We start from the raw sequence: 23,644 nt of genomic DNA, 5'->3' as shown, positions 1-23,644 counted from the left end.
TCGAACATATGTTCTAATAGCGGGGTGCGCTGGAGCCATCTGACCGAGAGCATCCCGCCGGACGCGACCGCGCCGGTGCAGCAGCCGCTGCCCGGCGCGGTCGTGCGTACGTTCGACACGCCCGGCTTCGCCGGCATGACGTTCTACGAGGTACGCGCCAAGTCGCTGATCAACAAGGTGGCCGGCGAGCCGCGCGGGGTGCCGTTCGAATACACGATCAACCCCTATCGCGGCTGCACCCACGCCTGCTCGTACTGCCTGGCCGGGGACACTCCCGTGCTGATGGCCGACGGGCGCACCAAGCCGATCGCCGAGCTGCGCGTCGGGGACGCGATCGTCGGCACCGTCCGCGAGGGCTCCTACCGGCGGTATGCGGTGACCCACGTGCGCGACAAGTGGTCCACGGTGAAGCCCGCCTACCGGGTGACCCTGCGCGACGGCACCGAGCTGGTGGCCAGCGGCGACCACCGCTTCCTCACCGACCGGGGCTGGAAGCACGTCACCGGGGCCCGCTCGGGAGCCGCGCAGCGGCCGCACCTGACCACGGGTAACAAGCTGATGGGCACCGGCCGCTTCGCCGAGCAGCCCAAGGAGTCCCCGGAATACCGGCGCGGCTACCTGCACGCGGTGCTGCGCCCGGAGCCGGAGGCCGGCTACCGCGACCCGTACGGCACCGTGCCGCGCTTCCGGCTGGCCTGTGCCGAACCGCAGGTGCTCAGCCGCACGATCGGCTACCTGCGCGAGTCCGGTGTGCACACCGCCGAGTACACGCCGCTGGGCCAGCGCACCGGGCTGCGCACGTACGCGCGGCGGGATCTCGATCTGATCGGCCTGCTGCTGCAGCGGCCGGAGGAACGCGACGCCGAGTGGGACAAGGGCTTCCTGGCCGGGGTCTTCGACGCCGAGGGCAGCCACACCCAGGGCCTGTGGCGCATCGTGCACACCGACCCGGAGCTGGTCGAGCCCACCCGGGCGGCGCTGCGCGCGTTCGGGTTCGACTTCGTCGTCGAGGACCGGCGCGACCCGATCGGGCTGCTGAGTCTGCGGCTGCTCGGCGGCCTGCCGGAGAAGCTGCGTTTCTTCCACCTGACCGATCCGGCGGTGACCCGGCGGCGCACGGTGCAGGGGGTCGCGATCAAGGGCACCGTGCCGCTGCACGTGGCGTCGATCGAGCCGCTGGGCCTGGAGCTGCCGCTGTGGGACATCACCACCGGCACCGGCGACTTCATCGCCAACGGCGTGGTCAGCCACAACTGCTTCGCCCGCAACACGCACAGCTATCTCGACCTGGACACCGGGCACGACTTCGACTCGAAGATCGTGGTGAAGGTGAACGCGCCCGAGCTGCTGCGCCGCGAGCTGGCCTCGCCCCGCTGGGAAGGCCGGCCGATCGCGATGGGCACCAACGTCGACTGCTACCAGCGCGCGGAAGGGCGCTACCAGCTGATGCCGGGCATCATCGGGGCGCTGTCGGACTGGTCGAACCCGTTCTCGATCCTCACCAAGGGCACCCTGATCCTGCGGGACCTGCCGCTGCTGCAGCGGGCCGCGCAGCGGACCCGGGTGTCGGTGGCGTTCTCGATCGGCTTCCTCGACGAGGCGCTGTGGCGCAGCGTCGAGTCGGGCACGCCGAGCCCGTCCCGGCGGCTCGACGCGGTGCGCCGGATGAGCGACGCGGGGCTGCGGGTCGGCGTGCTGATGGCGCCGATCCTGCCGGGCCTGTCCGACAGCGAGGAGCAGCTCGACGCGACGGTCGGGGCGCTGGTCGCGGCGGGGGCGGCGAGCATCACGCCGCTGGTGCTGCACCTGCGGCCCGGTGCCCGGGAGTGGTATCTGGGCTGGCTCGCCGCGAACCACCCCGAGCTGGTGCCGTTCTACCAGCGGCTCTACGCCGGCAACCGGGCCTACGTGAGCGCCGACTACCAGCGGCTGGTCACCGCGAAGGTGCGCCGGGCCTGCCGGCGGCACGGGCTGCCGGCCCGGGAGACGCCTGCCCGGGACCTGGTGCTGACCGGGGACGAGACGGAGCCGCCCGCCGCCGGCGAGGCGGCGGGCGTCCAGCTCACGCTTCTGTGAACGAGGGCTGCCGGTCGGTGCCCTGGATCCAGCCGACCACGCGGCGCTCCATCACGAACGACAGGAACGGGATGGTGCCGGCCAGCGCCACCAGCAGGATGCGGGTGACCGGCCACTGCACCCGGCGGGCCAGGTCGCCGACGGCGGCCAGGTAGACCACGAACAGCCAGCCGTGCACCGGGGCGACGATCAGCACGCCCGTGTTGTTGTCGGCGAAGTACTTCATCGGCATGGCGACGAGGGTCAGCGCCAGTAGCAGCACGCCCACGATCCAGGCGATGATGCGGTACCGGGTCAGTGCGCCGTTCATCGATACTCCTTAGCGGGATAGTCGCTGGGTCGTGCCTCGGGGTTCTCGTTCAGCCAGGCCAGGTAACGGTTGTACTCGGCCAGCTGCGGATCGCCGGAGTCGTCGCCCGCGGCAGTGGGCTGGTTCACCCGCCGCGTGATGACCGGCCGCGGCCGGTCCACCGGGTCAACGGCCGGGGCCGGGGACTCGGCACGGCCCTTGCGGAGGGTGAGCCGGATCTCCCGGACCCAGATCACCACCACGAAGATCGCGAAGATCGGCCACTCGAAGGTGTACGCCCAGCTCAAAGTGTTTCCCTCGGCGGCGCGGCCCGCCTGCCACCAGCCGAGGGCGAGACATGTGACGACGGCCGACAGGGCCAGCGCATGACCGGCCAGCCAGCCGGGGGTGAGCAGTCGTCGCACGTCGGCCAGAATAGCCTGCCCCGGAATCGACACCGGCCGCGCCGTTGGCGGAGGTGAGGTGGTCTCGTAGCCTTTGCGGGTGATCGCCGTGCCGACGACCCCGCGCGCCCGCGCCGCCGCGCTCACCGCGGCCGGGCTCCTGCTCATCGCCGGCGCGTGGTGGTACGGACGCACCACGCCCATCCATCCGCTGTCCGGCGACGAGGCGGTCACCCTGTGGCTGATCGTCATCGGGGTGGGGGTCGCCGTCGCGCGCTCCTTCCACCTGATGCGCCACCCGAACGGGCGGTGGTGCCAGGGCGCCGCCGACGGCGAGCCCGGCCTCGTGCTCACCCCGGTGTCGGACCGGGTGCTGACCGCGGTGTGGTTCGCCGTACAGCTGCCGATCGTCGCGCGCTGGGCGCGGCTGGAGGACGGCCGTGAGGTCGGTCTCGCGATCGGGTGGACGCTGCTGGCGCTCGGGCTGCTCTGGGTGGTCGTGCGCCCGGCACACGGGCACGCGCGGCAGATCGTGCTCAATGCGAGCGGGGTCCGCGTGCACCGGCGGCACCTGCCCTGGTCGCAGGTGCGCTCGGCGCGGCCGAACAGCGGGGCCGGGGTGCGCCTGGACACCACCGCCGGCACCCTGCGCCTGCGCGGCGCGGACTACCGCGTGCGTGACGCCGAGGTCGCCGCCGTTCTGCAGCACTACCTCGACCACCCCGAACGCCGGGGCGACCTGGCCCACCTGCCTGACGCGCCACCGGAGCTGCGCTCGCGCTGACACGCCGACGGGCGCGACCCGGACAGGATCGCGCCCGTCGGCACCCGGTCAGCGCGCGCGGTACTCCTTCAGGAGGCCGCGGGAGATGATCGTTTTCTGGATCTCGCTGGTGCCCTCGCCGATGAGCAGGAACGGGGCCTCGCGCATGAGGCGCTCGATCTCGTACTCCTTGGAGAAGCCGTAGCCGCCGTGGATGCGGAACGACTCGGTGACGATCTCGTGGCAGTACTCGCTGGCCAGCAGCTTGGCCATGCCCGCCTCGACGTCGTTGCGCTCGCCGGAGTCCTTGAGCCGGGCGGCGTTGACCATCAGCGCGTGCGAAGCCTCGATCTTGGTGCCCATCTCGGCGAGCTTGAAGGCGATGGCCTGGTGCTGGGCGATCGGCTTGCCGAACGTCGCGCGCTGCTGGGCGTAGGCCACGGCCAGTTCGAACGCGCGGATCGAGATGCCGCAGGCACGGGCGGCCACGTTGACCCGGCCCACCTCGATGCCGTCCATCATCTGGTAGAAGCCGCGACCCGCCTTGTCCGCGCCGCCGAGGATCGCCGACTCCGACACCCGGTGGCCGGACAGCACCATCTCGGTGGTCTCGACGCCCTTGTAGCCCATCTTCTCGATCTTGCCGGGGATGGTCAGCCCGGGTGCGGTCTCACCGAACCCCGGCTCCTTCTCCAGCAGGAACGTGGTCATGTTGCCGTAGACGCTGTCCGCGCCCTGGTCGGTCTTGACCAGCGTGGCCACCACGGACGAGTACGCGCCGTTGGTCAGCCACATCTTCTGGCCGTTCAGCACGTACGTGTCGCCGTCGCGGACCGCCTTCGAGGTGATCGCGGCGACGTCGGAGCCGGTGTTCGGCTCGGACATGCTGAACGCGCCGCGCACCTCACCGGTGGCCATCCGGGGCAGCAGCCGCTGCTTCTGCTCCTCGGAGCCGTGCTGGCTGATCAGGTACGCCACGATGAAGTGGGTGTTGACGATGCCGGACACCGACATCCAGCCGCGGGACAGCTCCTCCACGACCAGGGCGTAGGTCAGCAGCGACTCGCCGAGTCCGCCGTACTCCTCGCCGATGGTCAGGCCGAACAGGCCCATCTCCTTCATCCCGGCGAGGATCTCCTCGGGATACTCGTCGGCGTGCTCCAACCGCTGCGCGCGCGGGATGATCTCCTTGTCCGCGAACTCGCGCACCGTCTCGAGGATCGCGGTCTGCACATCGGACAAGCCTGGAGTACGGGCGAGACGAGCCATCTGTCAGCCTCCCGGGGACTGAACGAACCTTCAGGTGAGCTGAGTATGAGCCGGGCCCTCGTCCCATCCAAGGCGCTTGACAGCACCGTCACTGTGAAAAGGTTCACCGGGTTCGCTAACGTGCGCTGAACCCATATCCGAGAGACAAGGCACCCCATGAGCTACACCCCGCCCGGCCAGGACCCCTACGCCCAGCAGCCGGACCCCAACGCCCAGCCGAACCCCTACGGCCAGCCGCAGCCCCCCGTGCAGCAGCCGTACGAGCAGCCCGGCCTGCAGCAGCCCTACGCCCAGCCGTGGGGCGGCGCGCCGGTCAAGCAGAACAACGGCCTGGCCCTCGCCGCGATGATCGTCGGCATCCTCGCCATCCCGTCCGCGTGCTGCGCCCTGCTCGGCATCGCCGTCGGCGCGGCCGGCGCGATCATGGGCCACATCAGCATGAAGCAGATCGCCCAGCAGGGGCAGGCCAACCGCTCGCAGGCGCTGACCGGCATCATCTGCGGTTACGTCGGACTGGGTCTCGGCATCCTGAACGCCATCGCCGGGGCGGCGCTGAGCCTCAACGGCGGCTTCGGCTCGTTCTGACCAGACGTCGAGTCAGGAGTTCTTCATGACCTACCCGCCGCCGAGTCCGGATCCGTTCAACCAGCAACCTGATCCGTACGCTCCGCCGCCCACCCCGAACCCGTACGCCCCGCAGCCGGTCAGCGGGGACCCCTACGCGGCGCCGCCGGTGAGCGCGGACCCGTACGCCGCGCCGGCCGTCAGCGGCGCGCCGTACTCCCCGCAGCCGACGGGCGCGTACGGCGTGCCCTTCACCCCCTACGCGCAGGGTCCCGCCGCGCCCGGCACGAACGGCATGGCGATCGCGTCCATGGTGCTCGGCATCGTAGGCGTGCTGCTGTGCTGCTGCTACGGCATCGGCGCGCTGCCGGGCCTGATCGGGGCCGTCCTCGGCCACATCAGCCTGAAGCAGGTCAAGCAGACCGGCCAGCAGGGCCGCGGCATGGCCATCGCTGGTATCGCCACCGGCTGGTCCGCCGTCGCGCTGACGGCGATCATGGTGGTGCTGCTGATCATCGGGGTGCTCAACGACCCGAACTTCTGGAACGAGATCCAGAGCGGTAGCAGCAGCAGCGACTGGGACTAGCTGGGAGAAGCCATGACCTATCCGCCTCCGCCGTCCGGCCAGGACCCGTACTCGGGTCAGCCGGATCCCTACGCGCCGCCGGCCGCGGCCAACCCGTACGCGACACCGCCGCCGTACGGGTCCCCGGCCGTGCCCGGCTCTCCGGCGACGCCGCCGGCGAGCGTGCCGCCGGTCGCGCCGCAGTCGGGGCAGCCCTACGCCGACCCCTACAAGTCGGCCGACCCGTACGCCGCGCCGCAGCAGCCGTACGGGCAGGCTCCGTACGGGCAGCAGCCTTACGGCGGGTACCCGCCGCCCCGGCAGCAGAACAGCATGGCCCTGGTCGCGCTGATCCTGTCCCTGGTCGGCCTACTCACCTGGATCACCGCCCCGATCGGCGCGATCCTGGGGCACTCGGCGCTGAAGCAGATCCGCCAGACCGGCGAGGACGGCGAGGGCATGGCGAAGGCGGCGATCATCGTCGGCTGGATCCTCACCGGCCTCGGTGTGGTGGGCTGCCTCTGCGCCTTCGGCCTGCCGCTCCTGGCCGTGCTGGGCGCGGGCGGCGCGAGCGTCAACTGACGACGGCGGCGCGCACCGGACACCGGGGCGGGCCGCCGAACACCGATCGAGGCTCCGACCTGCTGTCCCAGACAGCCTGGTCGGAGCCTCGACTCGTGCGGTCCCGCTCGGTGCGTCAGAGGACGGCGGTGACGCTCGCGTCCCACAGGCGGGCGGCGAACCGCGGGTCGCGGGCGCTGGGGTGCGGGCGGGTCGGCTTGCGCAGCACGTAGTACGCCCCGTTCTGCAGTCGCACCGGATCCTCGGTGGCCAGCCAGACCAGCTGGTCGGCGCCCTGCTCCGGGGTGGCGATACCGGGACCGATCTTGTAAAACAGCCGGGCCGCGGGCGTGCCGAAGCGGGTGCGCACCACGCCCGGGTGGAACGAGTAGCTGAGCAGGTCCGGCCAGCGCCGGGCGGCCTCCGCCGCGAACAGGATGTTGGCCCGCTTCGAGCCGCCGTACGCCAGCCAGGCGCTGTAGATGCCGCCACGCCGGTCCAGGTTGTCCGGATCGAGGGTGCCGAACGAGTGCGCCATCGACGCCGTGTTGACGATGCGGGCACCCGGTGCCAGCTGGTCGCGCATCAGGTGCGCCAGCAGGAACGGGGCCAGGTGGTTGGTCTGGATGGTCAGCTCGTGACCGTCCACGGTGGTGGTGCGCCGGTTCGCGACCAGGCCGGCGTTGTTGGCCAGCACGTCCACGCGCTGCCCCGCGAGCTTGCCGGCCAGGTCGCGGACCTGCGACAGCTGCGCGAAGTCGGCCAGCAGACCGACCGGTTCGGGGCCCGCCGCGGCGGCCCGGACCGCGCCGAGGGCCGCGTCCAGCCGCCCCGGATCGCGCCCCACCAGGGTGACCTGCCAGCCCAGTCGCACCAGCGCGACAGCGGCCGCCTGCCCGATGCCGGACGTGGCACCGGTGATCACCGCATGGCGCGTGAGATCTTCCACAGTCCCGTTCTCCTCTCGACGGGAGTGAGGTTACCGTGGCGTCAACTACTGAACGCTCCCTAAGGAGTATCGATGGCCGCTCTCGGGCGTTCCCGCAGGTCCTGTCTGGCCGTGCCGGGTTCCAGCGTCAAGATGCTCGGCAAGGCCCAAGGCCTGCCAGCCGACCAGGTCTTCCTCGACCTGGAGGACGCGGTGGCGCCGCTGGCCAAGCCTGAGGCCCGCAAGAACATCGTGGCCGCGCTCAACGAGGGCGACTGGGCCGGCAAGACCCGCGTGGTACGGGTCAACGACCTGACCACGCCGTGGACGTACACCGACGTCATCGAGATCGTCGAGGGTGCGGGCGCCAACCTGGACGCCATCATGCTGCCCAAGGTCCAGAGCGCGTCACACGTGGAGTGGCTCGATCTGACGCTCACCCAGCTGGAGAAATCGCTCGGCCTGCCGGTCGGCGCGATCGGCATCGAGGCCCAGATCGAGAACGCGGCCGGTCTGGTCAACGTGGACGCCATCGCGGCGGCGTCGCCCCGGGTGGAGACGATCATCTTCGGCCCCGCCGACTTCATGGCCTCGATCAACATGAAGTCGCTGGTCGTCGGCTCGCTCATCCCCGGCTACCCGGGCGACCCGTACCACTACATCCTGATGCGCATCCTGATGGCCGCGCGTATGCACGACAAGCAGGCCATCGACGGACCGTACCTGCAGATCAAGGATGTGGACGGGTTCACCGAGGTGGCCCGCCGCTCCGCCGCGCTCGGCTTCGACGGCAAGTGGGTGCTGCACCCCGGCCAGATCGACGCCGCCAACGAGGTCTACTCGCCCGCCCAGTCCGACTACGACCACGCCGAGCTGATCCTCGACGCGTACGACTACTACACCTCGGAGCAGGGCGGCCGGCTCGGCGCGGTCATGCTCGGCGACGAGATGATCGACGAGGCATCCCGCAAGATGGCCCTGGTCATCTCCGCCAAGGGCCGCGCCGCCGGGATGACCCGCACCACGTCCTTCACGCCCCCGGCCTGACCTCCGCCGCGCATCACCCGCTGGGACCGGCGCTGTTCCGCACGGGAAGCGGCTCCGCTCACCGCGGGTGATCGCGGCCCAGCGCATTTGCTCTGCACCCATTACCTTGCTCTGCACCCACGGACGCAACACAGCACAAGCCGCGGCGGCCATCGTGGTCGCGACACCTGCACGGTTGCGCCGGTGGGTGCAGAGCAAGCTTTTGGGTGCAGAGCAAATGCGGCCGGGACCATATGGTCCCGGCCGCATCCTTCGGATCAGGGGGTACGCGGTCAGTCGCGCAGTTCGGCGATGCAGCACTTCACGCTGCCGCCGCCCTTCTTCAGCTCGGCGAGGTCCACCAGCACCGGGTGGTAGCCCGCGGCGGTGAGCTTGTCCGCAAACGCGGTCGACTCCGTGTTGATCACGACGTTGCGCCCGTCGCTGACCAGGTTCAGCGCGAAAGCGAGCGCATCGGCCTCGTCGGCGATCACGGCGTTCGGGAACAGCTGCGCGATGACCTTCTGCGAGGCCTCGGAGAACGCGCCCGGGTAGTAGGCGATGTTCTCGTCGTCGAGCACGGTCAGCGCAACGTCGAGGTGGTAGAAGCGCGGGTCGACCAGCTTGAGCGAGATCACCGGGCGGCCCAGGGCCTCGGCGGCCTCGGCGTGCGCGGCGGGCTCGGTGCGGAAGCCGTACCCGGCGAGCGCGATGCCGCCGTGGGCGTCGGGCAGGTAGGCGAAGTCGCCCTCACCCTCGTTGATCTGGGTCGGCGCGACGAAGGAGTACTCGTCGCGGGACTCGTAGAAGGCCCGGTGCGCGGCGGCCTCGTCGGCGCGCTGCGGGTAGCGGAACTTCGCCCCGTACGCGACGCCGTCGACCACGAACCCGCCGTTGGCCGCGAAGACCATGTCCGGCAGGCCGGCCTGCGGGGTGAGCACGTGCACCGTGTGGCCGAGGTCGACCATCGTCTGGCGCAGCACGTCCCACTGCTTGACCGCGAGCGCGGTGTCCACCGGCGCGGTGGTGTCCATCCACGGGTTGATGGCGTACTCCACGACGAAGTGCTCCGGGGCGCACATCAGGTAGGTACGCGGACGGGGCCGCCGGGCAGTGGGGGTCAAGTCACGCTCTGTCACGATCAGCAAGGTTACGCACCCGGAGCGCCGCTCAGTAGCGTGAAGGATTGCGTCCTTACGCTGGTCTGTTGCGTCTTGGCCCCATCGCGCGGCGGTCTGTTGCGTGAAAAGGCAGGTTCATTTACGGATCCGGTGCCACCCAGCGTGACGGATCACCGGAAACGGAACAGGCGGAGCGAATTCGTCACCACGAAGATGCTGCTCAGCGCCATCGCGGCGGCCGCCAGCACGGGCGTGACCAGACCCGCCGCGGCCAGCGGCAGCGCCGCCACGTTGTAGGCGAACGCCCAGAACAGGTTGCCCTTGATCGTCCGCAGGGTCGCCCGCGACAGGCGGATCGCGTCCGCGGCGACGGTCAGCTCCCCGCGGACCAGCGTCAGGTCCGCGGCCTCGATCGCCGCGTCGGTGCCGGTGCCCATCGCCAGCCCGAGGTCGGCGGCGGCCAGCGCCGCAGCGTCGTTGACCCCGTCACCGACCATCGCCACCGTGTGCCCCTGCTCCTGCAGCCGCCGCACCGCGTCGACCTTGCCGGCCGGGAGCACCTCGGCGACGACCTCGCCGATGCCGACCTCGGCCGCCACCGCCCGCGCCGGGGCCTGCGCGTCACCGGTCAGCAGCACCGGGCGCAGCCCGAGCCGCTTGAACTCCGCCACCGCGGCCGCCGAACCTGGCTTGACCGTGTCCGCCACCAGCAACCACCCGGCGAACTCGCCGTCGAGCGCCACCGCCACCGCGGTCAGCGCCTCGTCCGGGTCGAGGGTCACGCCCCGCTCGGCGAGCAGCGACGCGCGGCCGACCAGCACCTTGCGGCCGTCGACGACGCCCTGTGCGCCCAGGCCGGGCAGGGACTGGAAGTCGTGCACCGCGGCGGGGGCGATGCCGTGCGCGGCGGCCCCGTGCACCACGGCCCGCGCGATCGGGTGCTCGGAGGCATGCTCCACCGCGGCGGCGTACCGCAGCAGGTCCTGCTCCTGCACCCCGGCGGCCGGGAGCGTGCCGACCAGCGTCATGACGCCGGTGGTGACCGTGCCCGTCTTGTCGAGCACGATCGTGTCGACCCGGCGGGTGGATTCGAGCACCTCGGGGCCCTTGATCAGGATGCCGAGCTGGGCACCCCGGCCGGTGCCCACCAGCAGCGCGGTCGGGGTGGCCAGGCCCAGGGCGCACGGGCAGGCCACGATCAGCACCGACACCGCCGCGGTGACCGCAGCCGAGGTGACCCCGCCGTCGTACGCCGTCCAGAACGCGAACGTGCCGACCGCCAGCGCGATCACGAAGGGGACGAACACGCCGGAGATCCGGTCGGCCAGCCGCTGCACCGGAGCCTTGCCCGACTGGGCCTCGGTGACCAGCTTCGCCATCTGCGCGAGCTGGGTGTCCGCGCCGACCCGGGTCGCCCGCACCACCAGCCGCCCGCCGGCGTTCACGGTCGCGCCGACCACCGCGTCGCCGACGCCGACCTCGACCGGCATGCTCTCGCCGGTGAGCAGGGCGGTGTCCACCGCGCTGCTGCCCTCGACGATCACGCCGTCGGTGGCGATCTTCTCGCCGGGACGCACCACGACCAGGTCGCCGACCGCTAGCCGGTCCACCGGGACCCGCTGCTCGACACCGTTGCGCAGCAGCACCGCGTCCTTCGCGCCCAGGTCCAGCAGCGCCCGCAGGGCCGAGCCCGCGCGGCGCTTGGCCCGGTGCTCGAACCACCGCCCGGCCAGCAGGAACGTGGTGAGCGTGGTGGTCACCTCCAGGTAGAGGTGCATGCCCGGGTCGTCGCCCCGGGCAGCCAGCCAGCTCAGCGACATGGTCATGCCGGGCATGCCCGCGCCGCCGAAGAACAGCGCCCAGGCGCTCCAGCCGTACGACACCAGCACACCGAGGCTGATCAGCGTGTCCATGGTGGCCGCGCCGTGTCTCGCGTTGAGTGCCGCGGCGCGGTGGAACGGCCAGGCGCCCCACACCGCGACCGGGGTGGCCAGCGTGAACGCCAGCCACTGCCAGTTGGTGAACTGCAGGGCCGGGATCATGCTGAGCAGCACCACGGGCACCGTCAGCAGGGCGCTGATCAGCAGCCGCCGGCCGAGCGGGTCCGGCTCGGGCCGGGCGGCCTCGTCGGCGGCGGGAGCGGCCTGCGGCAGGGCGGCCGTGTACCCGGTGGCCTCGACGACCTTGATCAGGTCGGCGACGGAGACCGTCTCCGGGTAGGTCACGTGCGCGGTCTCGGTGGCGAAGTTGACGGTGGCGGTCACGCCGTCCACCCGGTTCAGCTTCTTCTCCACCCGTCCGGCACAGGTGGCGCAGGTCATCCCGCCGATGTCCAGCTCGATGACGTGCGCCTGCCGCAGGTCCACGACCCTTCGCCCCCTACTTCACCTCCAGCGTGTACTGCGCCGTGCGGACCTTGCCGCCCACCGAGTAGTCGAAGAACATCCGGTAACGCCCCGGGCTCGGGGCGGCCAGCCAGAACTTCACGCCGCCGTTGACCAGCGCGGGCTCCGGATGCACGTGCACGTAGGCCAGATCCAGCTCGCGCAGCACCACCAGGTGGCCGAACGAGCCGAGGTAGGGCTCCAGCTTGGCGGTCGCCCCGCCCTGCTTCACCGTGAACAGCATCGGCTGGCTGGCGCCGATGACCGGAGTGCCCTCGTAGCCGGCGGTCAGGCCGTCGACAGATGCCTCGCGGGCCGACGCGGGCAGCGGCTGCGGGCGGTAGTCACCGGCCACGGTGAGGTCGGTGCCGAGCGCGATCGCGGTCTGGGTGCCGCCCGCACTGATCGCGGTGAAGTCGGCGTACGCCCGCCACGGGCCCGGCGTGGCCAGGTCGGCCTGCACGGTCCAGGTGCCGTCGGCGGCCATGGTCGGGTGCAGGTGCTGGTAGCCGGTCATGTCCCGGCGTACGACGACCAGGTGCAGCGGCTTGTCGTGCACCACCGCGAAGTCCGTCACCGGCTTGCCGTCCGCCCCGTTGACCACGAACTTGAGCTGCTGCGGGCCGGGCGCGCCGAACACCGTCGCCGCGGGGGCCAGGGTGTAGCCGCCGCTGCTCACCGCCAGGCCGCCGACCTCGGAGCCCGCGCTGGCCTGCGGGGCATGCACGTGCACGCCGCCCATGCCCGGCGAGGCCGCCGGCGCTCCTGTGGTCGCCCCCTGCGTCGGACTCTCGGCCGGGCCGAGCACCTTGCCGAGGGTGAACCCGACGACCAGCGCCACGATCAGCCCGCCGACGAACATGCCGAGCTTGGTGCCCGCCGCGTCGCCGTTGCCGGCCGCCGCCTGGGCGCGCACGACTCCGGCCTGCGCGGGCACCTCGGCCTGCGCCGACTGTTGCTCAGGCATCGACGCCGGCCAGCTGGTAACCCGCCTCGTCGACGGCGTTGCGCACCTCGTCGAGCGGTAGCACGGCATCGCTGACGACCGCGGCGTTGCCCGCGGCGAGGTCGATCTCGACCTCCTTCACACCGGGCAGCGCGGTCAGCTCCCTGGTCACCGCGCTGGCGCAGTGCCCGCAGGTCATGCCGGTGATCTGGTATGTCGTCCGAACGGACATCGCGGTCTCCCTACGACCTATGACCGGACCAGGCGAGCGATCGCCTCGGTGGCTTCCTTGACTTTGGCGGCGGGGTCGCCCTGCCGGGCGGCGTCCACCACGCAGTGGTTGAGATGACCCTCCAGCAGACCGAGGGCGACGGCTTGCAGCGCCCGGGTGGCGGCCGAGATCTGCGTGAGGACGTCGACACAGTACGTGTCCTGCTCGACCATCCGCTGCAGCCCGCGAACCTGCCCCTCGACCCGCTTCAGCCGCGCCAGCAGCGCCTGCTTGTCGTCGTCCTGGGCGTAACTGACCGGGGTCTTCTCGCTGCTCTCCACGATCCCACCATACCCCCTGGGGGTACCAGTGCCAAGACACGCCGGGTGCCGCTCGACACGTCGGTCTGACCAAGCCTGCACCGATCATGCACTTTTGTCGTTATAACCACGTGTCGAACTCCGCCACGCGGCGCCTCGTGTTATGGGCAGGCGCGACGTTGATCGCGTCGACCGTGCTCATCTCGGGCGCCGCGCACGCCGAACCGTCGAGCGCCGAGCTCGACCGCCAGATCCGTGCCAAGTCCGACCAGCTCGAGGTGGTCGTGGAGAAATACCACGAGCTGCGTGACGACCTCAAGACGACGGCCGCGCAGACCGAGGTCCTGCAGCGCCAGATCGAACCGTTGAAGGAGCAGATCACTTTCCGCCGCGGCGCCGTCGGGCGGCTCGCGGCCGCCGGCTACCGGTCCAGCCGGTCCATGTCCCTGTCCCTGCTGCTCGACGCGGGCACCACGCGCGACATCGTCGACCGGCTGCTGCTCATGAAGGCGTACACCCAGCACCAGCAGCGCGAGATCGAGGAGCTGGCGCTCACCTCGGAGCGCTACGCCACCGCCCGGCGCACCCTGGACGCACTGCTCGAACAGCAGAAGAACCAGCAGCGGCAGCTCGGCCGACAGCGCACCACGATCGAGTCCGCGATCGCGGACCTCAAGAAACTGCGCGTCAAGGCGTACGGGCCAACCGGACGGCCGGTCCGCACCGAGGACCGGGCGAAGCCACCCGTGCCCCGCCTGGCGGGCGCGGGCGAGAAGGTCCTGAAGTACGCGCTGGCCCAGATCGGCAAGGACTACAAGTGGGCGGGGGAGGGTCCGGGCGGCTTCGACTGCTCGGGCCTGGTCGCCGCCACGTTCCGCACGATCGGCATCCAGCTGCCGCACAGCTCCGGCCGCCAGCAGCAGCGAGCCCGCACCATCTCCCGCGGCCAGCTCGTCCCCGGCGACCTGATCTTCTTCTACCGCGACGTCCACCACGTGGGCATCTACCTCGGCGGCGACAAAATGGTCCACGCCCCCCAGTACGGCGAGCGCGTCCGCGTCGACCCGATCGACTCCCTCCCCATCAACAGCTTCGGCCGCGTGGTCCTCTCCACCCACTGACCCCGCGACCCGGTCCGGTCGAGCCTCACCCCGCCCACCCGACTCGTCCCACATCGACGCTGGCCTATTACATCGACTTTTCGCGATCAGACTCGACGTAATAGACCAGCGTCCATCAACAACTGGGGCGTAACCCCTGCGCGTCGGTGGGGTGGTCAGGGGCGGGAGGTGGGGGTGACGGCGCGGCGGAGGGCGGTCAGGCGGGTGCCGAGGCCGGCCAGGCCGCCGGGAAAGAAGTAGACCGCGAGGATGAAGATCGTGCCCAGCACGAACAGCGGCTGGGACAGCGGCCCGGCCAGCACCCCGGGCAGCGAGTCCACCGCGTCGGACGCGCCGAAGCCGGTCAGTCGGTGATCCAGGTAGGTGAACAGCACCCCGCCCAGCACCGGGCCGAACCGGGTGCCCGGACCGCCGAGCACCACCATCACCAGCAGCGTCAGCGTCAGGTCCGACGACGCCACGTGTGGGGACGCACCCGCCGCGAGCAGCAGGTACACCACGCCGCCGAGCGCGGCCAGGGCGCTGGACAGGGTGAAGGACACCAGCTTGAAGCGGTACGGGTCCAGCCCCAGCACCCCGATGCGCCGCTCGTCGTCGCGCAGGCCCGCGAAGACCCGCCCGGTCGGCGACTGCGCCACCCGGTGCAGCACCACCACGACCAGGCCGAGGTAGGCCAGCGCGATCCAGTACAGGTTGACCGTGTTGACGACGCCGACCAGCGCGTCGGGCAGTCCGGAGGCGTCCAGCGACAGGCCCTCCTCGCCACCGGTCAGGCCGCCCGGGTCGCGGGCCACCAGGATCGCGCCGACCTGCCCGAACGCCAGGGTGACCATGGAGAACGCGATGCCGTGCACCCGCAGCGCGACCGCGCCCAGGGCCGTCGCGACGGTGGTCGCGAACAGCACCGCCAGCAGCGCGGCCAGCGGCAGCGGGTAGCCGTACTTGGTGATGAGGATGTCGGTGCCGTAGACGCCGAGCGCGAAGTAGAGCGCGTGCCCGAACGAGAGCAGGCCGGTGCGCCCGAACAGCAGGTCGTAGCCGGCCGCGAGGCCGCCGAAGACGAGGCACAGCGCGAGCACCTGCAGCGCCCCGGGCGAGTTGATCGGCCCGTCGAACAGCCCCGGGATCGTGATCCCGCTGTACGGCAGCACCGCCAGCAGCACGAACGCTGCCACCGGCCAGAACCGCTTCACCAGCGCGAACGCCGTCGGACGGGTCGCCGCGGGCGGCACGGTCGGCCTGTCGGGAGTGTGCGCCACGGGGGTCTGCGTCGCCGTCATGCTGTCGCCGCCTTTCCGGCCAGGCCCGCGGGACGCCACAGCAGCACGACGGCCAGCAGCGCGACCACGCAGATGTCTCCGGCGCCCGAGGTGCCGTAGTAGTTGACGAACTGCTGCAGCAGGCCCACCGCGACCGCGGCGACCGCCGAGCCGAGCACCGAGCCCATGCCGCCGATCACGACGACGATGAACGCGAAGATCAGCAGTGAGGCGCCGCTGGTCGGCGAGACGCTGCCGAAGTACACCCCGGACAGCGCGCCGGCGAGCGCCGCAGCCGCCCCGCCGATGGCGAAGACCAGCGTGAACGCCTTGCGCACGTCGATGCCGAGCGCGGTCACCATCTCCCGGTTCTCCACCCCCGCCCGGATGATCAGGCCGTACCGGGTCCAGCGCAGGAAGGCCAGCAGCAGCCCGAGCACCACCACAGCGGCGACGATCAGCAGCAGCCGGTCCAGCGGCACCCGGGCTCCGGCCAGGGTGACCACCTGCTGGGTCCACGACGGGCGCGGGAACGGACGCGGGTCCGCGCCGAAGCCGGCCTGCAGCGCCGCCACCCCGGCCAGCGAAAGGCCCACGGTGACCAGCACCTGTTCGATGGTGCGCGAGTAGAGCGGCCGGATCATGACCAACTCCACCAGCGCGGCCACCGCGGTCCCGGCCACCACCCCGAAGGCGACGGCGAGCACGAAGCCCCACCCGTCCGGGCCCGCCCCGGGCAGGTTGCCCGCGGCCCACCAGGTGGCGTACGCACCTACGGACAGGAACAGGCCGTGCGCGAAGTTGAGCACGTCGGCGAGCCCGAACACGAGCGACAGGCCCGACGCGACGAGGAAGTACAGCGCCGCCAGGCCGAGCCCGGTGACGGTCATCAGGACGATCGTCGACATCAGTGCCCCCCGGCAGCGTTGACGGCCAGCAGAGACTTGGTGAGCGCCGGGTCGGCCAGCAGTCGCTCGCCCGGCCCGGTCCAGGCGACCTGGCCCGCGGCGATGACGACGGCGTCGCCGGCGAGCCTGCGTACGACGGCGAGGTTCTGCTCGACGAGCAGCACCGGCACCGCCTGCGCGGCCCGCTCCAGGGCCTCGGCCACCTCGGTGACCACCTTGGGCGCGAGGCCCTTGGTGGGCTCGTCGATGAGCAGCAGCCGGTTCCGGTTCAGCAGCACGCGGCCCAGCGACAGCATCTGCTGCTGCCCGCCGGACAGCGAGCCCGCCCGCTGCTTCGCCCGCTTGGACAGCTCCGGGAAGAGGCTGAAGACCAGGTCGTAGTCGGGGACGTCGGTGCGCTCGGCCAGCCGCAGGTTCTCCGCGACGGTCAGCCCGGCGAACACGCACCGGTCCTCGGGCACGAAGCCCAGCCCGGCCTTGACCAGCGCGTGCGTGGGCCTGCCGAGGATCTCCTCGCCGCCGAGCCGGACCGAACCGGTCGCGGTGCCGTTGCGCGGGGTCAGCCCCAGGATCGCGCGCAGCGTGGTCGACTTGCCCACCCCGTTGCGCCCCAGCAGCACGGTCACGCCCGACGATGCGACGTCGAAGGACACGCCCTGCAGAATGTGCAGTCCGGCGATCCGCACCGACAGGTTCTCGACGTGCAGCAGACTCGCCGCCCCGGCGGGATCGCCGCCGAGCGGCGCGGAGATCTGCTCAGTCGTCGCAGTGCCGCCTGGGTTCGTCCTGCGGGGCTCGCCAGCTCGCTCCTCGGCCTTCACAGTGCTGCCTGGGTTCGTCCTGCGGGGCTCGCCAGCTCGCTCCTCGGCCTTCACAGTGCCGCCTGGGTTCGTCCTGCGGGGCTCGCCAGCTCGCTCCTCGGCCTTCACAAGCCCTCCCCCAGGTATGCCTCCTGCACGGTGGCGTTGGCCATCACCGCGTCGGGGGTGTCGCAGGCCAGCAGCGCGCCGTGGTGCATGACGGCGATGCGGTCGGCCAGGTCCAGGATCACGTCCATGTGGTGTTCCACCATGAGCACGCTGCGACCGCTGTGGGCGGTCAGCTCCCGGATCACCTCGACCAGCTCGGGCACGTCCTCCGCGGACACCCCGGCCATCGGCTCGTCCAGCAGCAGCACCGACGGCTCGCCCGCCAGCAGCAGCGCGATCTCGAGCTTGCGCTTCTCGCCGTGGGCGAGCGTGCCCGCGAGCGCGTCGCCGCGCGCGGCGAGCCCGACCGTGGCCAGGCACTCGTCCGCCCGCGCCGCGACCTCGCGGTATGCCGTGGCGCGCCGCCACAGGGCCAGCGAGCCGCCGCGGTGCGCCTGCACCGCGAGCCGGACGTTCTCCCGCACGGACAGGCCGCCGAAGACGGACGAGGACTGGAAGGTGCGGCCCAGGCCGCGCTGCGCCCGGCGGTGCGGGGCCAGCGCGGTGATGTCCGACCCGTGCAGCAGCACCCGCCCGGCGGTGACCGCGCGCAGGCCGGAGATGAGGTTGAACAGCGAGGTCTTGCCGGCCCCGTTCGGGCCGATCACGCCGAGGAACTCACCGGGGTGCAGCTGCAGGGACACGCCGTCGACGATGGCGACTTCGCCGATGCGCCAGGTCAGCGCCTCGGTCGCCAGCACCGCGGCGGGGGCTTCTGGGGAGCCGAGGCTCCGGTCGGGCCGCTGGTGCGGCGCGGCCGGAGCCTCGGTCGTACCCGTGACGGGGTGGTCCACAGGTCAGGGCTTCATCGCAACGGCGGGCGGGGTGACGTCTTCCGGCGCCAGCTCCTTGACCAGCTGCGGCTTGGCGGCCGGGCCGGCACCCACGAGCTTGACCTGGAACATCGGCTGGATCATGGCGTGGTCCTCCTTGCGGATGGTCATCTTGCCCTTGACCCCGTCGAAGCTCCAGCCCTCCAGCGCGGTGACCATCTTCTCGACGTCGTCGCCGCCCTCGGTGATCGCCCGCACCACCATCTGCGCGGCGTTGAACCCGTCGGGGCTGAACAGGTCGAGCCCACCGGTGATCTTCGCGCCCGCCGCCTTGGCGGCATCGTTGCTGGTCGCGCCGTCGAAGTAGTGCGACAGGAACGAGATCTTCTCGCCGGCCGCGCCGAACACCGGGTACGACGCCTTCTGGTCGAGGCCGGTCACCACGGTGGTGCTGGTGAGCACGCCCTGCTGGTCCAGCGCCTGCCACATGGCGGTGGCGGTGGTGCCCGCCCAGGCCACGAACAGCAGGTCCGGCTTGGCGGTGTTGACCTGGCTGGCGAACGGGGTGAAGTCGGTGGCGCTGGCCGGCACCAGGATCGCCGACACCTTCGCGCCCGCGCCGCCGATGACCGCGGTCACCGCGGTCTCGTTGGCCTTGCCGAACGCGTTGTCCTGCGCGAACACCACGACCTTCTTGTCCTTGGCGTCGCCGATGAACGACTTCGCGGCAAGCACGTCCTGGTACGACTGGCGGCCGGAGCGGAACGTGTAGCGGTTGATGCCGGTGACGCCGTCGGTCGCGGCCGGGCCGGAGATGAACAGCGTCTTGTCCTGCGCGGCGACCGGCGCGACCTGCAGCGCCACCCCGGAGGAGGCCGAGCCGGCGAGGATCTTGACACCCTTGCCGATCAGGTCCTTCGCCGCGGACACCGCCTTGGCCGGGTCACCGGCGTCGTCGGCCTCGAGCAGCTCGATCGTGCGGCCGTTGACCTTGTTGGTGCCGTTGGTGGCCTGGGCCAGGCCGGCCTTGAAACCGTCGATGTACTGCTTGCCGTAGCTGGCCAGGGCCCCGGACTGGGAGTAGACCAGGCCGACCTTGACCGGCGCGCCGTCGCCGCCCGTGCCCTGGGCCGCCTCCTGCGGGCTGCTGCAACCGGCCGCGGCCAGCAGGGCAGCGGCGACCGTCGAGGCAACGAACACGCGCCGGGACAAACCGGCATTCTCTGCAAAACTGTGCAGTCTGCTGCGCTCGCTCACTGCATCTCCTCATTGAGTGGTCTGCCAATGCCGCGAGGTCGCTCTGATTAATGCCGTGTTGCGAGAGAGAGTCACCTCGTGGTCGCGGACCACGCTAGAGAGACACCTCACAGGCGGCCATGTGGGCGGGACCCACAACGACCGCCGAGGCGATGTAGCGCGCAGCTAGAGGACGGACAGGTGAACGTGGTTGGTGTGGTCGCCGGCCGGGTCGTCGCCGCAGTTGCCGCCCGCGGAGCGATACGTCTTCCAGCCCGATCCGGCCAGCCAGATCTTGCAGTACCAGATCACGTACATGACGCCGAGCCTGCTCGCGTTCTTGACGAAGAACGAGGCCAGCTTGTCGCCGTAGAGCTTGTTCGCGCCCTTGGACGAGAAGTTCTTGAACCCGTCCGGCTCCGAGGAGAAGTCGCAGGCCCGGCCCTTGGGGTGCTCGTACATGTCGCCGGAGCGGTAGCAGGAGACGTAGTGGTCGAACCACCGCTGGGCCTGCTGCAGGGCGTGCAGGGTGCGCGGGGTGATGCAGCCGTTGGCCGGGGTCGGGTCGTTCACGGTGCAGCCCTGCGACGGCCAGCTGCCGTCCGAGTTGCGCTTGGCCGGCGCGGCGGTCGGCGCGTAGGGGTCGACCCAGCCGGTGGTGGTGTACCCGCCGACGGCCGACAGCGCCCGCTCGGTGGCGCTGCGCAGCTTCGCCATCTCGGACAGCTGCTTGTTCTGCTCCCGGACCCGGTTGTCGATCTCGGCCTTGGTGCTGTCGATCTCCTTGCGGGCACTGACCAGCTCGCTGATGCGGGCCTCGTCGCGGGCCGTCATCTTCTCCAGGGCGGCGGAGCGGGCCAGGAAGGATTCCGGCGTGTTGGCGTTCAGCATGACGCCGATGACGCCCAGGCGTCCGGCCTTGTAGGCCTCGGCCGCGTACTTCTGCACGCTGTTCTTGGCGCGCTGGTAGCGGTTGTCCGCGACGACCAGCTTCTGGTTGAGGGCCGCCTGCTCGGTCTTGGCCTTGGTGAGCAGGCCTTCGGCCTCCAGGTACTGACCGGCGGCGCTTTCCAGGGTCTGGCGCAGCTGCGCGACCTTGGTCGAGGAGATCTCGTTGGGCTCGGCCTGTGCCGCGGTGGGGAACGCGGTCACGAGCACCGCTGCCGCCACGGCGACGGCGATGGCCGGCACGAAACGCCGGCGAGGGCGCACCGTCAGGGTCACGGACGTGAATCCTTCCGTCTCACGCCGCGAAGGGAAGGAGCTGGGGTGCGCGCGGCGGCGGCCGCCACGGGTGTCGGGGGCACCCGCAGACGCGCGGCCGCGACGCAGATTACCGCAGCGGCGCGCCGACAGGAAAGTTGTTCATGCCAGCAACACGCTGCGTACCAGCCCAAACACCGCATCGTCACGGCACACGACGAGGCCGTTGCGCGGGTGCACCGGGTCGTAGTCGGCCCCGTCGAAGTGCCTGACCACGCCGCCGGCCTCGCGCATCAGCAGCGCGCCCGGCGCGTGGTCCCACGGCTTGGCCCGCCAGAACAGCGCGAAGTGCCGCGTCTCGCGCAGCAGTTCCGGATACTCCCGGGCGGCGCAGCGCAGCCCCGGGATCGCCTCGGAGAGGTTGGGCAGCCGGGACACGACCTGCTCGCGCAGCTCGGCCGGCAGGTACTTGGTCATCACCGCGCCGCGCAGCTGGTCCGCGCCGACCGGGGTGTGGTCCAGCACCATCCGGACGCCGTCGACATAGGATCCGGCGCCGGCCTCGGCCGCGGCCACGGTCCCCGGGACCGGCTCGTAGATCACCGCGAGCACCGGCACGCCGCCGCGCATCAGGGCGACCATCATGCCGAACGGCTCCTGCCCGGCGGCGAAGTTGCCGGTGCCGTCGATCGGGTCGATCAGCCACACCGCGCCGTCGTCGTCCAGGCGGGTGAGCACGTCCGGGTCGGCCGCGACGGCCTCCTCGCCGACCACCAGCGAGCCGGGCAGCAGCGCCGCGAGCCGCGCGGTCAGCATGACCTCGGCCTCCCGGTCGGCGACGGTGACGAGGTCCCCGGGGCTCTTCTCGACGATCTCCCCATCGGCCAGGTTGCGGAACCTCGGCAGGACCACCGCCTCCGCGGTTTCCCGCAGAATCTCCACAATCCGGTCAATCATCGCCACGCCCCGATCCTGATTGGTTTATGATCGCCTAATGTTCGCACGGAGGACGAGTCGTCTCATCGCCACCGCAGCGCTGGTGGCCGCGCTCACCGGCGGGGCCCTGGCCGGCTGCAGCGGCGAGGGTGCGACCAGCACCTGCAGCACCACCGGCTGCACCATCACCTTCGAGCGCAACGTCACCAACGCCAAGATCTCGATCCTGGGCGTCGAGGTGCAGCTCGTCAGCGCGAACCAGGACTCGGTCACGCTCAAGGTGGCCGGTCAGGAGGTCACCGTGCAGCGCGGCGACGGCGTGAGCGTCGGCGACTTCACCGTGAAGATCAACGAGATCACCGACAGCCAGGTCGTCGTCCAGGTCGACCGCGGCGGAAACTGACCCGGCACCAGCGCAGACCCCCGCCCGCACCAGGTTCCCGACGGGTTAATCTCGTACCCGTCCGGCTGCGCCAGCAGCCCAAACCCCGGCGCGGAGCGCCCCGGAACACGGTGGTCGACATGACTGGCACCCCCTCCACACCCCCCGTTTTCGTGCATCCCAGCGCTGACGTCGAGGAAGGCGCCCAGGTCGGCGCCGGCACCAAGATCTGGCACCTGGCGCACGTGCGCAGCAGCGCGACCGTCGGCGCCGGCTGCGTGATCGGGCGCAACGTGTACGTCGACGCCGAAGTCGTGATCGGCGACCTTGTGAAGATCCAGAACAACGTCTCGGTGTACCACGGCGTCACCATCGAGGACGAGGTCTTCGTCGGTCCGTGCGTGGTCTTCACCAACGACCTGCGGCCGCGGGCGCAGAACCCGGACTGGCAGATCACCCCGACGCTGATCAAGCGGGGGGCCTCGCTCGGCGCCAACGCCACCATCGTCTGCGGCACCGTGATCGGCGAGCACGCGATGGTCGCGGCCGGTTCCGTGGTGACCAAGAGCGTCGCGCCGAACCAGCTGGTCGCCGGCAACCCCGCCCGCCACCTCGGTTGGGTGGACGAGAAGGGCAACATCGTGTCCCGCGAGGCGCAGCGCCCCGACGGCCTTTGAGCTGGCCCGACCGGCCGCGCTGCCCGCCCGGGGCCGCGCGGGCCGGCGGATCAGGCGGACAGGGCGGCGATGACCGCGTCGACCAACCGCCGTACGTAATCGGTGGGCAGCGGATCGCGGTTGACCGTGAGCCGCCAGTAGATCGGGCCGACGATCAAGTCCACCGCGAGGTCCGGGTCGGTGCCCGCGGGCAGCTCGCCGCGCTCCACCGCCCGGCCGACCAGCAGCGTTCCGATCTCGTGCTGGTTGGCGCGCAGCGCCTGCTGCAGGGTCTGCGCGATCTCGGCGTTGCGCGACGCCTCGGCCAGCAGGTCGGGGATGATCTGCGAGGCCAGCGGGTGACGCAGTGCTATCACCAGGATCTGCATGAATACCGTCAGGTCGCCGGTCAGCGTGCCGGTGTCGGGCAGCGGCAGCTTGCGGCCCGCGACCCCCGCCACGATCTCCAGCACCATCTCGAGCTTCGAACCCCACCGGCGGTACACCGCGGTCTTGGCCACGCCCGCCCGGCGGGCCACCGCCTCGATCGAAAGTCGGCCGTAGCCCACAGCGGCAAGCTCCTCCACCACCGCAGCCTGAATGGCCTCGGTGATGTCACCTCTCAACACCGCGGCCCCCGCGGGGACTCGCCTACTCTCTGCCAGCACGTGCCTACGATAGCGCAGCGACGCGACGGTTGCGTCGCGACGTTCCGTCGGATTAACATCATCACTAGTACGTCGCTACGGTGGCGTCCCGTCCTTGGCGTCGGCTA

General features: G+C 71.1%; 26 protein-coding genes. 9 read left to right on the top strand and 17 right to left on the bottom strand.

The window, feature by feature from the left end:
- Positions 1 to 24 precede the first annotated feature (24 nt).
- On the top strand, positions 25 to 2,076 hold the full coding sequence (locus HAV39_RS17280) for an intein-containing Rv2578c family radical SAM protein (protein ID WP_239120499.1): 2,052 nt from the start codon (positions 25 to 27) through the stop codon (positions 2,074 to 2,076).
- Here the strand turns inward: HAV39_RS17280 and HAV39_RS17275 are convergent.
- Both HAV39_RS17275 and HAV39_RS17270 read right to left on the bottom strand, forming a co-directional pair.
- Positions 2,063 to 2,386, bottom strand: a complete 324-nt coding sequence (locus HAV39_RS17275; protein ID WP_120317971.1) for a DUF3817 domain-containing protein — start codon at positions 2,384 to 2,386, stop codon at positions 2,063 to 2,065. The genes HAV39_RS17280 and HAV39_RS17275 overlap by 14 nt on opposite strands.
- Positions 2,383 to 2,790: a hypothetical protein gene (locus HAV39_RS17270; protein WP_191840213.1), complete on the bottom strand. Its 408-nt coding sequence runs from the start codon at positions 2,788 to 2,790 to the stop codon at positions 2,383 to 2,385. Before HAV39_RS17270 ends, HAV39_RS17275 begins: the two co-directional genes overlap by 4 nt.
- A 79-nt stretch (positions 2,791 to 2,869) precedes the next feature.
- Between HAV39_RS17270 and HAV39_RS17265 the strand changes: the two genes are divergently transcribed.
- On the top strand, positions 2,870 to 3,553 hold the full coding sequence (locus HAV39_RS17265; protein WP_191840212.1) for a hypothetical protein: 684 nt from the start codon (positions 2,870 to 2,872) through the stop codon (positions 3,551 to 3,553).
- 48 nt (positions 3,554 to 3,601) lie between these two features.
- Here HAV39_RS17265 and HAV39_RS17260 read toward each other — a convergent pair whose 3' ends face one another.
- Positions 3,602 to 4,801, bottom strand: coding sequence for an acyl-CoA dehydrogenase family protein (locus HAV39_RS17260; protein ID WP_191840211.1), 1,200 nt, complete (start codon positions 4,799 to 4,801; stop codon positions 3,602 to 3,604).
- A 156-nt stretch (positions 4,802 to 4,957) separates the two neighbouring features.
- Here HAV39_RS17260 and HAV39_RS17255 point away from each other — a divergent pair, with 156 nt between their 5' ends.
- Genes HAV39_RS17255 through HAV39_RS17245 form a run of 3 tightly spaced genes read left to right on the top strand, consistent with a single transcriptional unit; the run spans position 4,958 to position 6,512 of the window.
- A complete protein-coding gene (locus tag HAV39_RS17255; protein ID WP_191840210.1) occupies positions 4,958 to 5,386 on the top strand; it encodes a DUF4190 domain-containing protein in 429 nt (142 codons plus the stop codon).
- A 25-nt stretch (positions 5,387 to 5,411) separates the two neighbouring features.
- Entirely contained in the window at positions 5,412 to 5,951 is a 540-nt protein-coding gene (locus HAV39_RS17250; protein ID WP_191840209.1) for a DUF4190 domain-containing protein, read from the top strand.
- A gap of 12 nt (positions 5,952 to 5,963) precedes the next feature.
- Positions 5,964 to 6,512 carry a DUF4190 domain-containing protein gene (locus HAV39_RS17245; protein WP_191840208.1) on the top strand — a complete coding sequence of 183 codons (549 nt, stop codon included), beginning with the start codon at positions 5,964 to 5,966 and terminating at the stop codon, positions 6,510 to 6,512.
- A 115-nt stretch (positions 6,513 to 6,627) separates the two neighbouring features.
- Here HAV39_RS17245 and HAV39_RS17240 read toward each other — a convergent pair whose 3' ends face one another.
- On the bottom strand, positions 6,628 to 7,440 hold the full coding sequence (locus tag HAV39_RS17240) for an SDR family NAD(P)-dependent oxidoreductase (protein WP_191840207.1): 813 nt from the start codon (positions 7,438 to 7,440) through the stop codon (positions 6,628 to 6,630).
- Positions 7,441 to 7,512: 72 nt separating this feature from the next.
- Between HAV39_RS17240 and HAV39_RS17235 the strand changes: the two genes are divergently transcribed.
- A complete protein-coding gene (locus HAV39_RS17235) occupies positions 7,513 to 8,466 on the top strand; it encodes an HpcH/HpaI aldolase/citrate lyase family protein (protein ID WP_191840206.1) in 954 nt (317 codons plus the stop codon).
- Positions 8,467 to 8,738: 272 nt separating this feature from the next.
- Here the strand turns inward: HAV39_RS17235 and ddaH are convergent, their stop codons facing one another.
- The 5 genes from ddaH to HAV39_RS17210 form a co-directional block, all read right to left on the bottom strand.
- Positions 8,739 to 9,584 (bottom strand): dimethylargininase, encoded by an 846-nt coding sequence (gene ddaH, locus HAV39_RS17230; protein WP_342355586.1) that lies wholly within the window; start codon positions 9,582 to 9,584, stop codon positions 8,739 to 8,741.
- A gap of 152 nt (positions 9,585 to 9,736) precedes the next feature.
- Entirely contained in the window at positions 9,737 to 11,932 is a 2,196-nt protein-coding gene (locus HAV39_RS17225) for a heavy metal translocating P-type ATPase (protein ID WP_275413918.1), read from the bottom strand.
- 13 nt (positions 11,933 to 11,945) lie between these two features.
- Positions 11,946 to 12,917 (bottom strand): hypothetical protein, encoded by a 972-nt coding sequence (locus HAV39_RS17220; protein ID WP_239120500.1) that lies wholly within the window; start codon positions 12,915 to 12,917, stop codon positions 11,946 to 11,948.
- Positions 12,910 to 13,128, bottom strand: a complete 219-nt coding sequence (locus HAV39_RS17215) for a heavy-metal-associated domain-containing protein (protein ID WP_120317963.1) — start codon at positions 13,126 to 13,128, stop codon at positions 12,910 to 12,912. Before HAV39_RS17215 ends, HAV39_RS17220 begins: the two co-directional genes overlap by 8 nt.
- 17 nt (positions 13,129 to 13,145) lie before the next feature.
- The gene (locus HAV39_RS17210) at positions 13,146 to 13,448 is read right to left on the bottom strand and encodes a metal-sensitive transcriptional regulator (RefSeq protein ID WP_155388484.1); all 303 of its coding nucleotides are present in this window, start codon (positions 13,446 to 13,448) and stop codon (positions 13,146 to 13,148) included.
- A gap of 158 nt (positions 13,449 to 13,606) precedes the next feature.
- Between HAV39_RS17210 and HAV39_RS17205 the strand changes: the two genes are divergently transcribed.
- Positions 13,607 to 14,548: a C40 family peptidase gene (locus HAV39_RS17205; RefSeq protein WP_191840205.1), complete on the top strand. Its 942-nt coding sequence runs from the start codon at positions 13,607 to 13,609 to the stop codon at positions 14,546 to 14,548.
- A 155-nt stretch (positions 14,549 to 14,703) separates the two neighbouring features.
- Here HAV39_RS17205 and HAV39_RS17200 read toward each other — a convergent pair whose 3' ends face one another.
- The 7 genes from HAV39_RS17200 to HAV39_RS17170 form a co-directional block, all read right to left on the bottom strand.
- On the bottom strand, positions 14,704 to 15,828 hold the full coding sequence (locus HAV39_RS17200) for a branched-chain amino acid ABC transporter permease (protein WP_191840204.1): 1,125 nt from the start codon (positions 15,826 to 15,828) through the stop codon (positions 14,704 to 14,706).
- Complete coding sequence (locus HAV39_RS17195; protein WP_191840203.1) at positions 15,825 to 16,715, bottom strand: branched-chain amino acid ABC transporter permease; 891 nt, start codon at positions 16,713 to 16,715, stop codon at positions 15,825 to 15,827. Before HAV39_RS17195 ends, HAV39_RS17200 begins: the two co-directional genes overlap by 4 nt.
- Positions 16,715 to 17,425 (bottom strand): ABC transporter ATP-binding protein, encoded by a 711-nt coding sequence (locus tag HAV39_RS17190; protein WP_191840286.1) that lies wholly within the window; start codon positions 17,423 to 17,425, stop codon positions 16,715 to 16,717. The genes HAV39_RS17195 and HAV39_RS17190 overlap by 1 nt, the downstream gene beginning before the upstream one ends.
- 215 nt (positions 17,426 to 17,640) lie before the next feature.
- Positions 17,641 to 18,384: an ABC transporter ATP-binding protein gene (locus tag HAV39_RS17185; RefSeq protein ID WP_191840285.1), complete on the bottom strand. Its 744-nt coding sequence runs from the start codon at positions 18,382 to 18,384 to the stop codon at positions 17,641 to 17,643.
- Between the two features lie 96 nt (positions 18,385 to 18,480).
- On the bottom strand, positions 18,481 to 19,668 hold the full coding sequence (locus HAV39_RS17180; protein ID WP_239120501.1) for a substrate-binding domain-containing protein: 1,188 nt from the start codon (positions 19,666 to 19,668) through the stop codon (positions 18,481 to 18,483).
- A gap of 210 nt (positions 19,669 to 19,878) precedes the next feature.
- On the bottom strand, positions 19,879 to 20,916 hold the full coding sequence (locus tag HAV39_RS17175; protein ID WP_239120502.1) for a coiled-coil domain-containing protein: 1,038 nt from the start codon (positions 20,914 to 20,916) through the stop codon (positions 19,879 to 19,881).
- A 141-nt stretch (positions 20,917 to 21,057) separates the two neighbouring features.
- Positions 21,058 to 21,852 (bottom strand): inositol monophosphatase family protein, encoded by a 795-nt coding sequence (locus tag HAV39_RS17170; protein WP_191840282.1) that lies wholly within the window; start codon positions 21,850 to 21,852, stop codon positions 21,058 to 21,060.
- A 37-nt stretch (positions 21,853 to 21,889) separates the two neighbouring features.
- On the opposite strand from HAV39_RS17170, the gene HAV39_RS17165 reads away from it, so the two are divergent.
- The gene (locus tag HAV39_RS17165; protein ID WP_191840202.1) at positions 21,890 to 22,234 is read left to right on the top strand and encodes a hypothetical protein; all 345 of its coding nucleotides are present in this window, start codon (positions 21,890 to 21,892) and stop codon (positions 22,232 to 22,234) included.
- Positions 22,235 to 22,353: 119 nt separating this feature from the next.
- Positions 22,354 to 22,890 carry an acyltransferase gene (locus tag HAV39_RS17160; protein WP_191840201.1) on the top strand — a complete coding sequence of 179 codons (537 nt, stop codon included), beginning with the start codon at positions 22,354 to 22,356 and terminating at the stop codon, positions 22,888 to 22,890.
- A gap of 50 nt (positions 22,891 to 22,940) precedes the next feature.
- Here the strand turns inward: HAV39_RS17160 and HAV39_RS17155 are convergent, their stop codons facing one another.
- Entirely contained in the window at positions 22,941 to 23,537 is a 597-nt protein-coding gene (locus HAV39_RS17155) for a TetR/AcrR family transcriptional regulator (protein ID WP_191840200.1), read from the bottom strand.
- Between the last annotated feature and the right edge of the window lie 107 nt (positions 23,538 to 23,644).

The sequence above is a fragment of the Catellatospora chokoriensis genome (assembly GCF_011297315.1).
Lineage (GTDB): Bacteria > Actinomycetota > Actinomycetes > Mycobacteriales > Micromonosporaceae > Catellatospora > Catellatospora citrea.
Note: the sequence above shows the minus strand (reverse complement) of the source record. Positions and strands in the feature narration are given on the sequence as shown.

Bases quoted from the DNA above. Each gene is read 5' to 3' on its own strand.
- HAV39_RS17275 (WP_120317971.1), bottom strand. From the start codon at position 2,386: ATGAACGGCGCACTGACCCGGTACCGCATCATCGCCTGGATCGTGGGC.
- HAV39_RS17260 (WP_191840211.1), bottom strand. From the start codon at position 4,801: ATGGCTCGTCTCGCCCGTACTCCAGGCTTGTCCGATGTGCAGACCGCG.
- HAV39_RS17255 (WP_191840210.1), top strand. From the start codon at position 4,958: ATGAGCTACACCCCGCCCGGCCAGGACCCCTACGCCCAGCAGCCGGAC.
- HAV39_RS17250 (WP_191840209.1), top strand. From the start codon at position 5,412: ATGACCTACCCGCCGCCGAGTCCGGATCCGTTCAACCAGCAACCTGAT.
- HAV39_RS17245 (WP_191840208.1), top strand. From the start codon at position 5,964: ATGACCTATCCGCCTCCGCCGTCCGGCCAGGACCCGTACTCGGGTCAG.
- HAV39_RS17235 (WP_191840206.1), top strand. From the start codon at position 7,513: ATGGCCGCTCTCGGGCGTTCCCGCAGGTCCTGTCTGGCCGTGCCGGGT.
- HAV39_RS17220 (WP_239120500.1), bottom strand. From the start codon at position 12,917: ATGCCTGAGCAACAGTCGGCGCAGGCCGAGGTGCCCGCGCAGGCCGGA.
- HAV39_RS17215 (WP_120317963.1), bottom strand. From the start codon at position 13,128: ATGTCCGTTCGGACGACATACCAGATCACCGGCATGACCTGCGGGCAC.
- HAV39_RS17200 (WP_191840204.1), bottom strand. From the start codon at position 15,828: ATGACGGCGACGCAGACCCCCGTGGCGCACACTCCCGACAGGCCGACC.
- HAV39_RS17195 (WP_191840203.1), bottom strand. From the start codon at position 16,715: ATGTCGACGATCGTCCTGATGACCGTCACCGGGCTCGGCCTGGCGGCG.
- HAV39_RS17170 (WP_191840282.1), bottom strand. From the start codon at position 21,852: ATGATTGACCGGATTGTGGAGATTCTGCGGGAAACCGCGGAGGCGGTG.
- HAV39_RS17165 (WP_191840202.1), top strand. From the start codon at position 21,890: ATGTTCGCACGGAGGACGAGTCGTCTCATCGCCACCGCAGCGCTGGTG.
- HAV39_RS17160 (WP_191840201.1), top strand. From the start codon at position 22,354: ATGACTGGCACCCCCTCCACACCCCCCGTTTTCGTGCATCCCAGCGCT.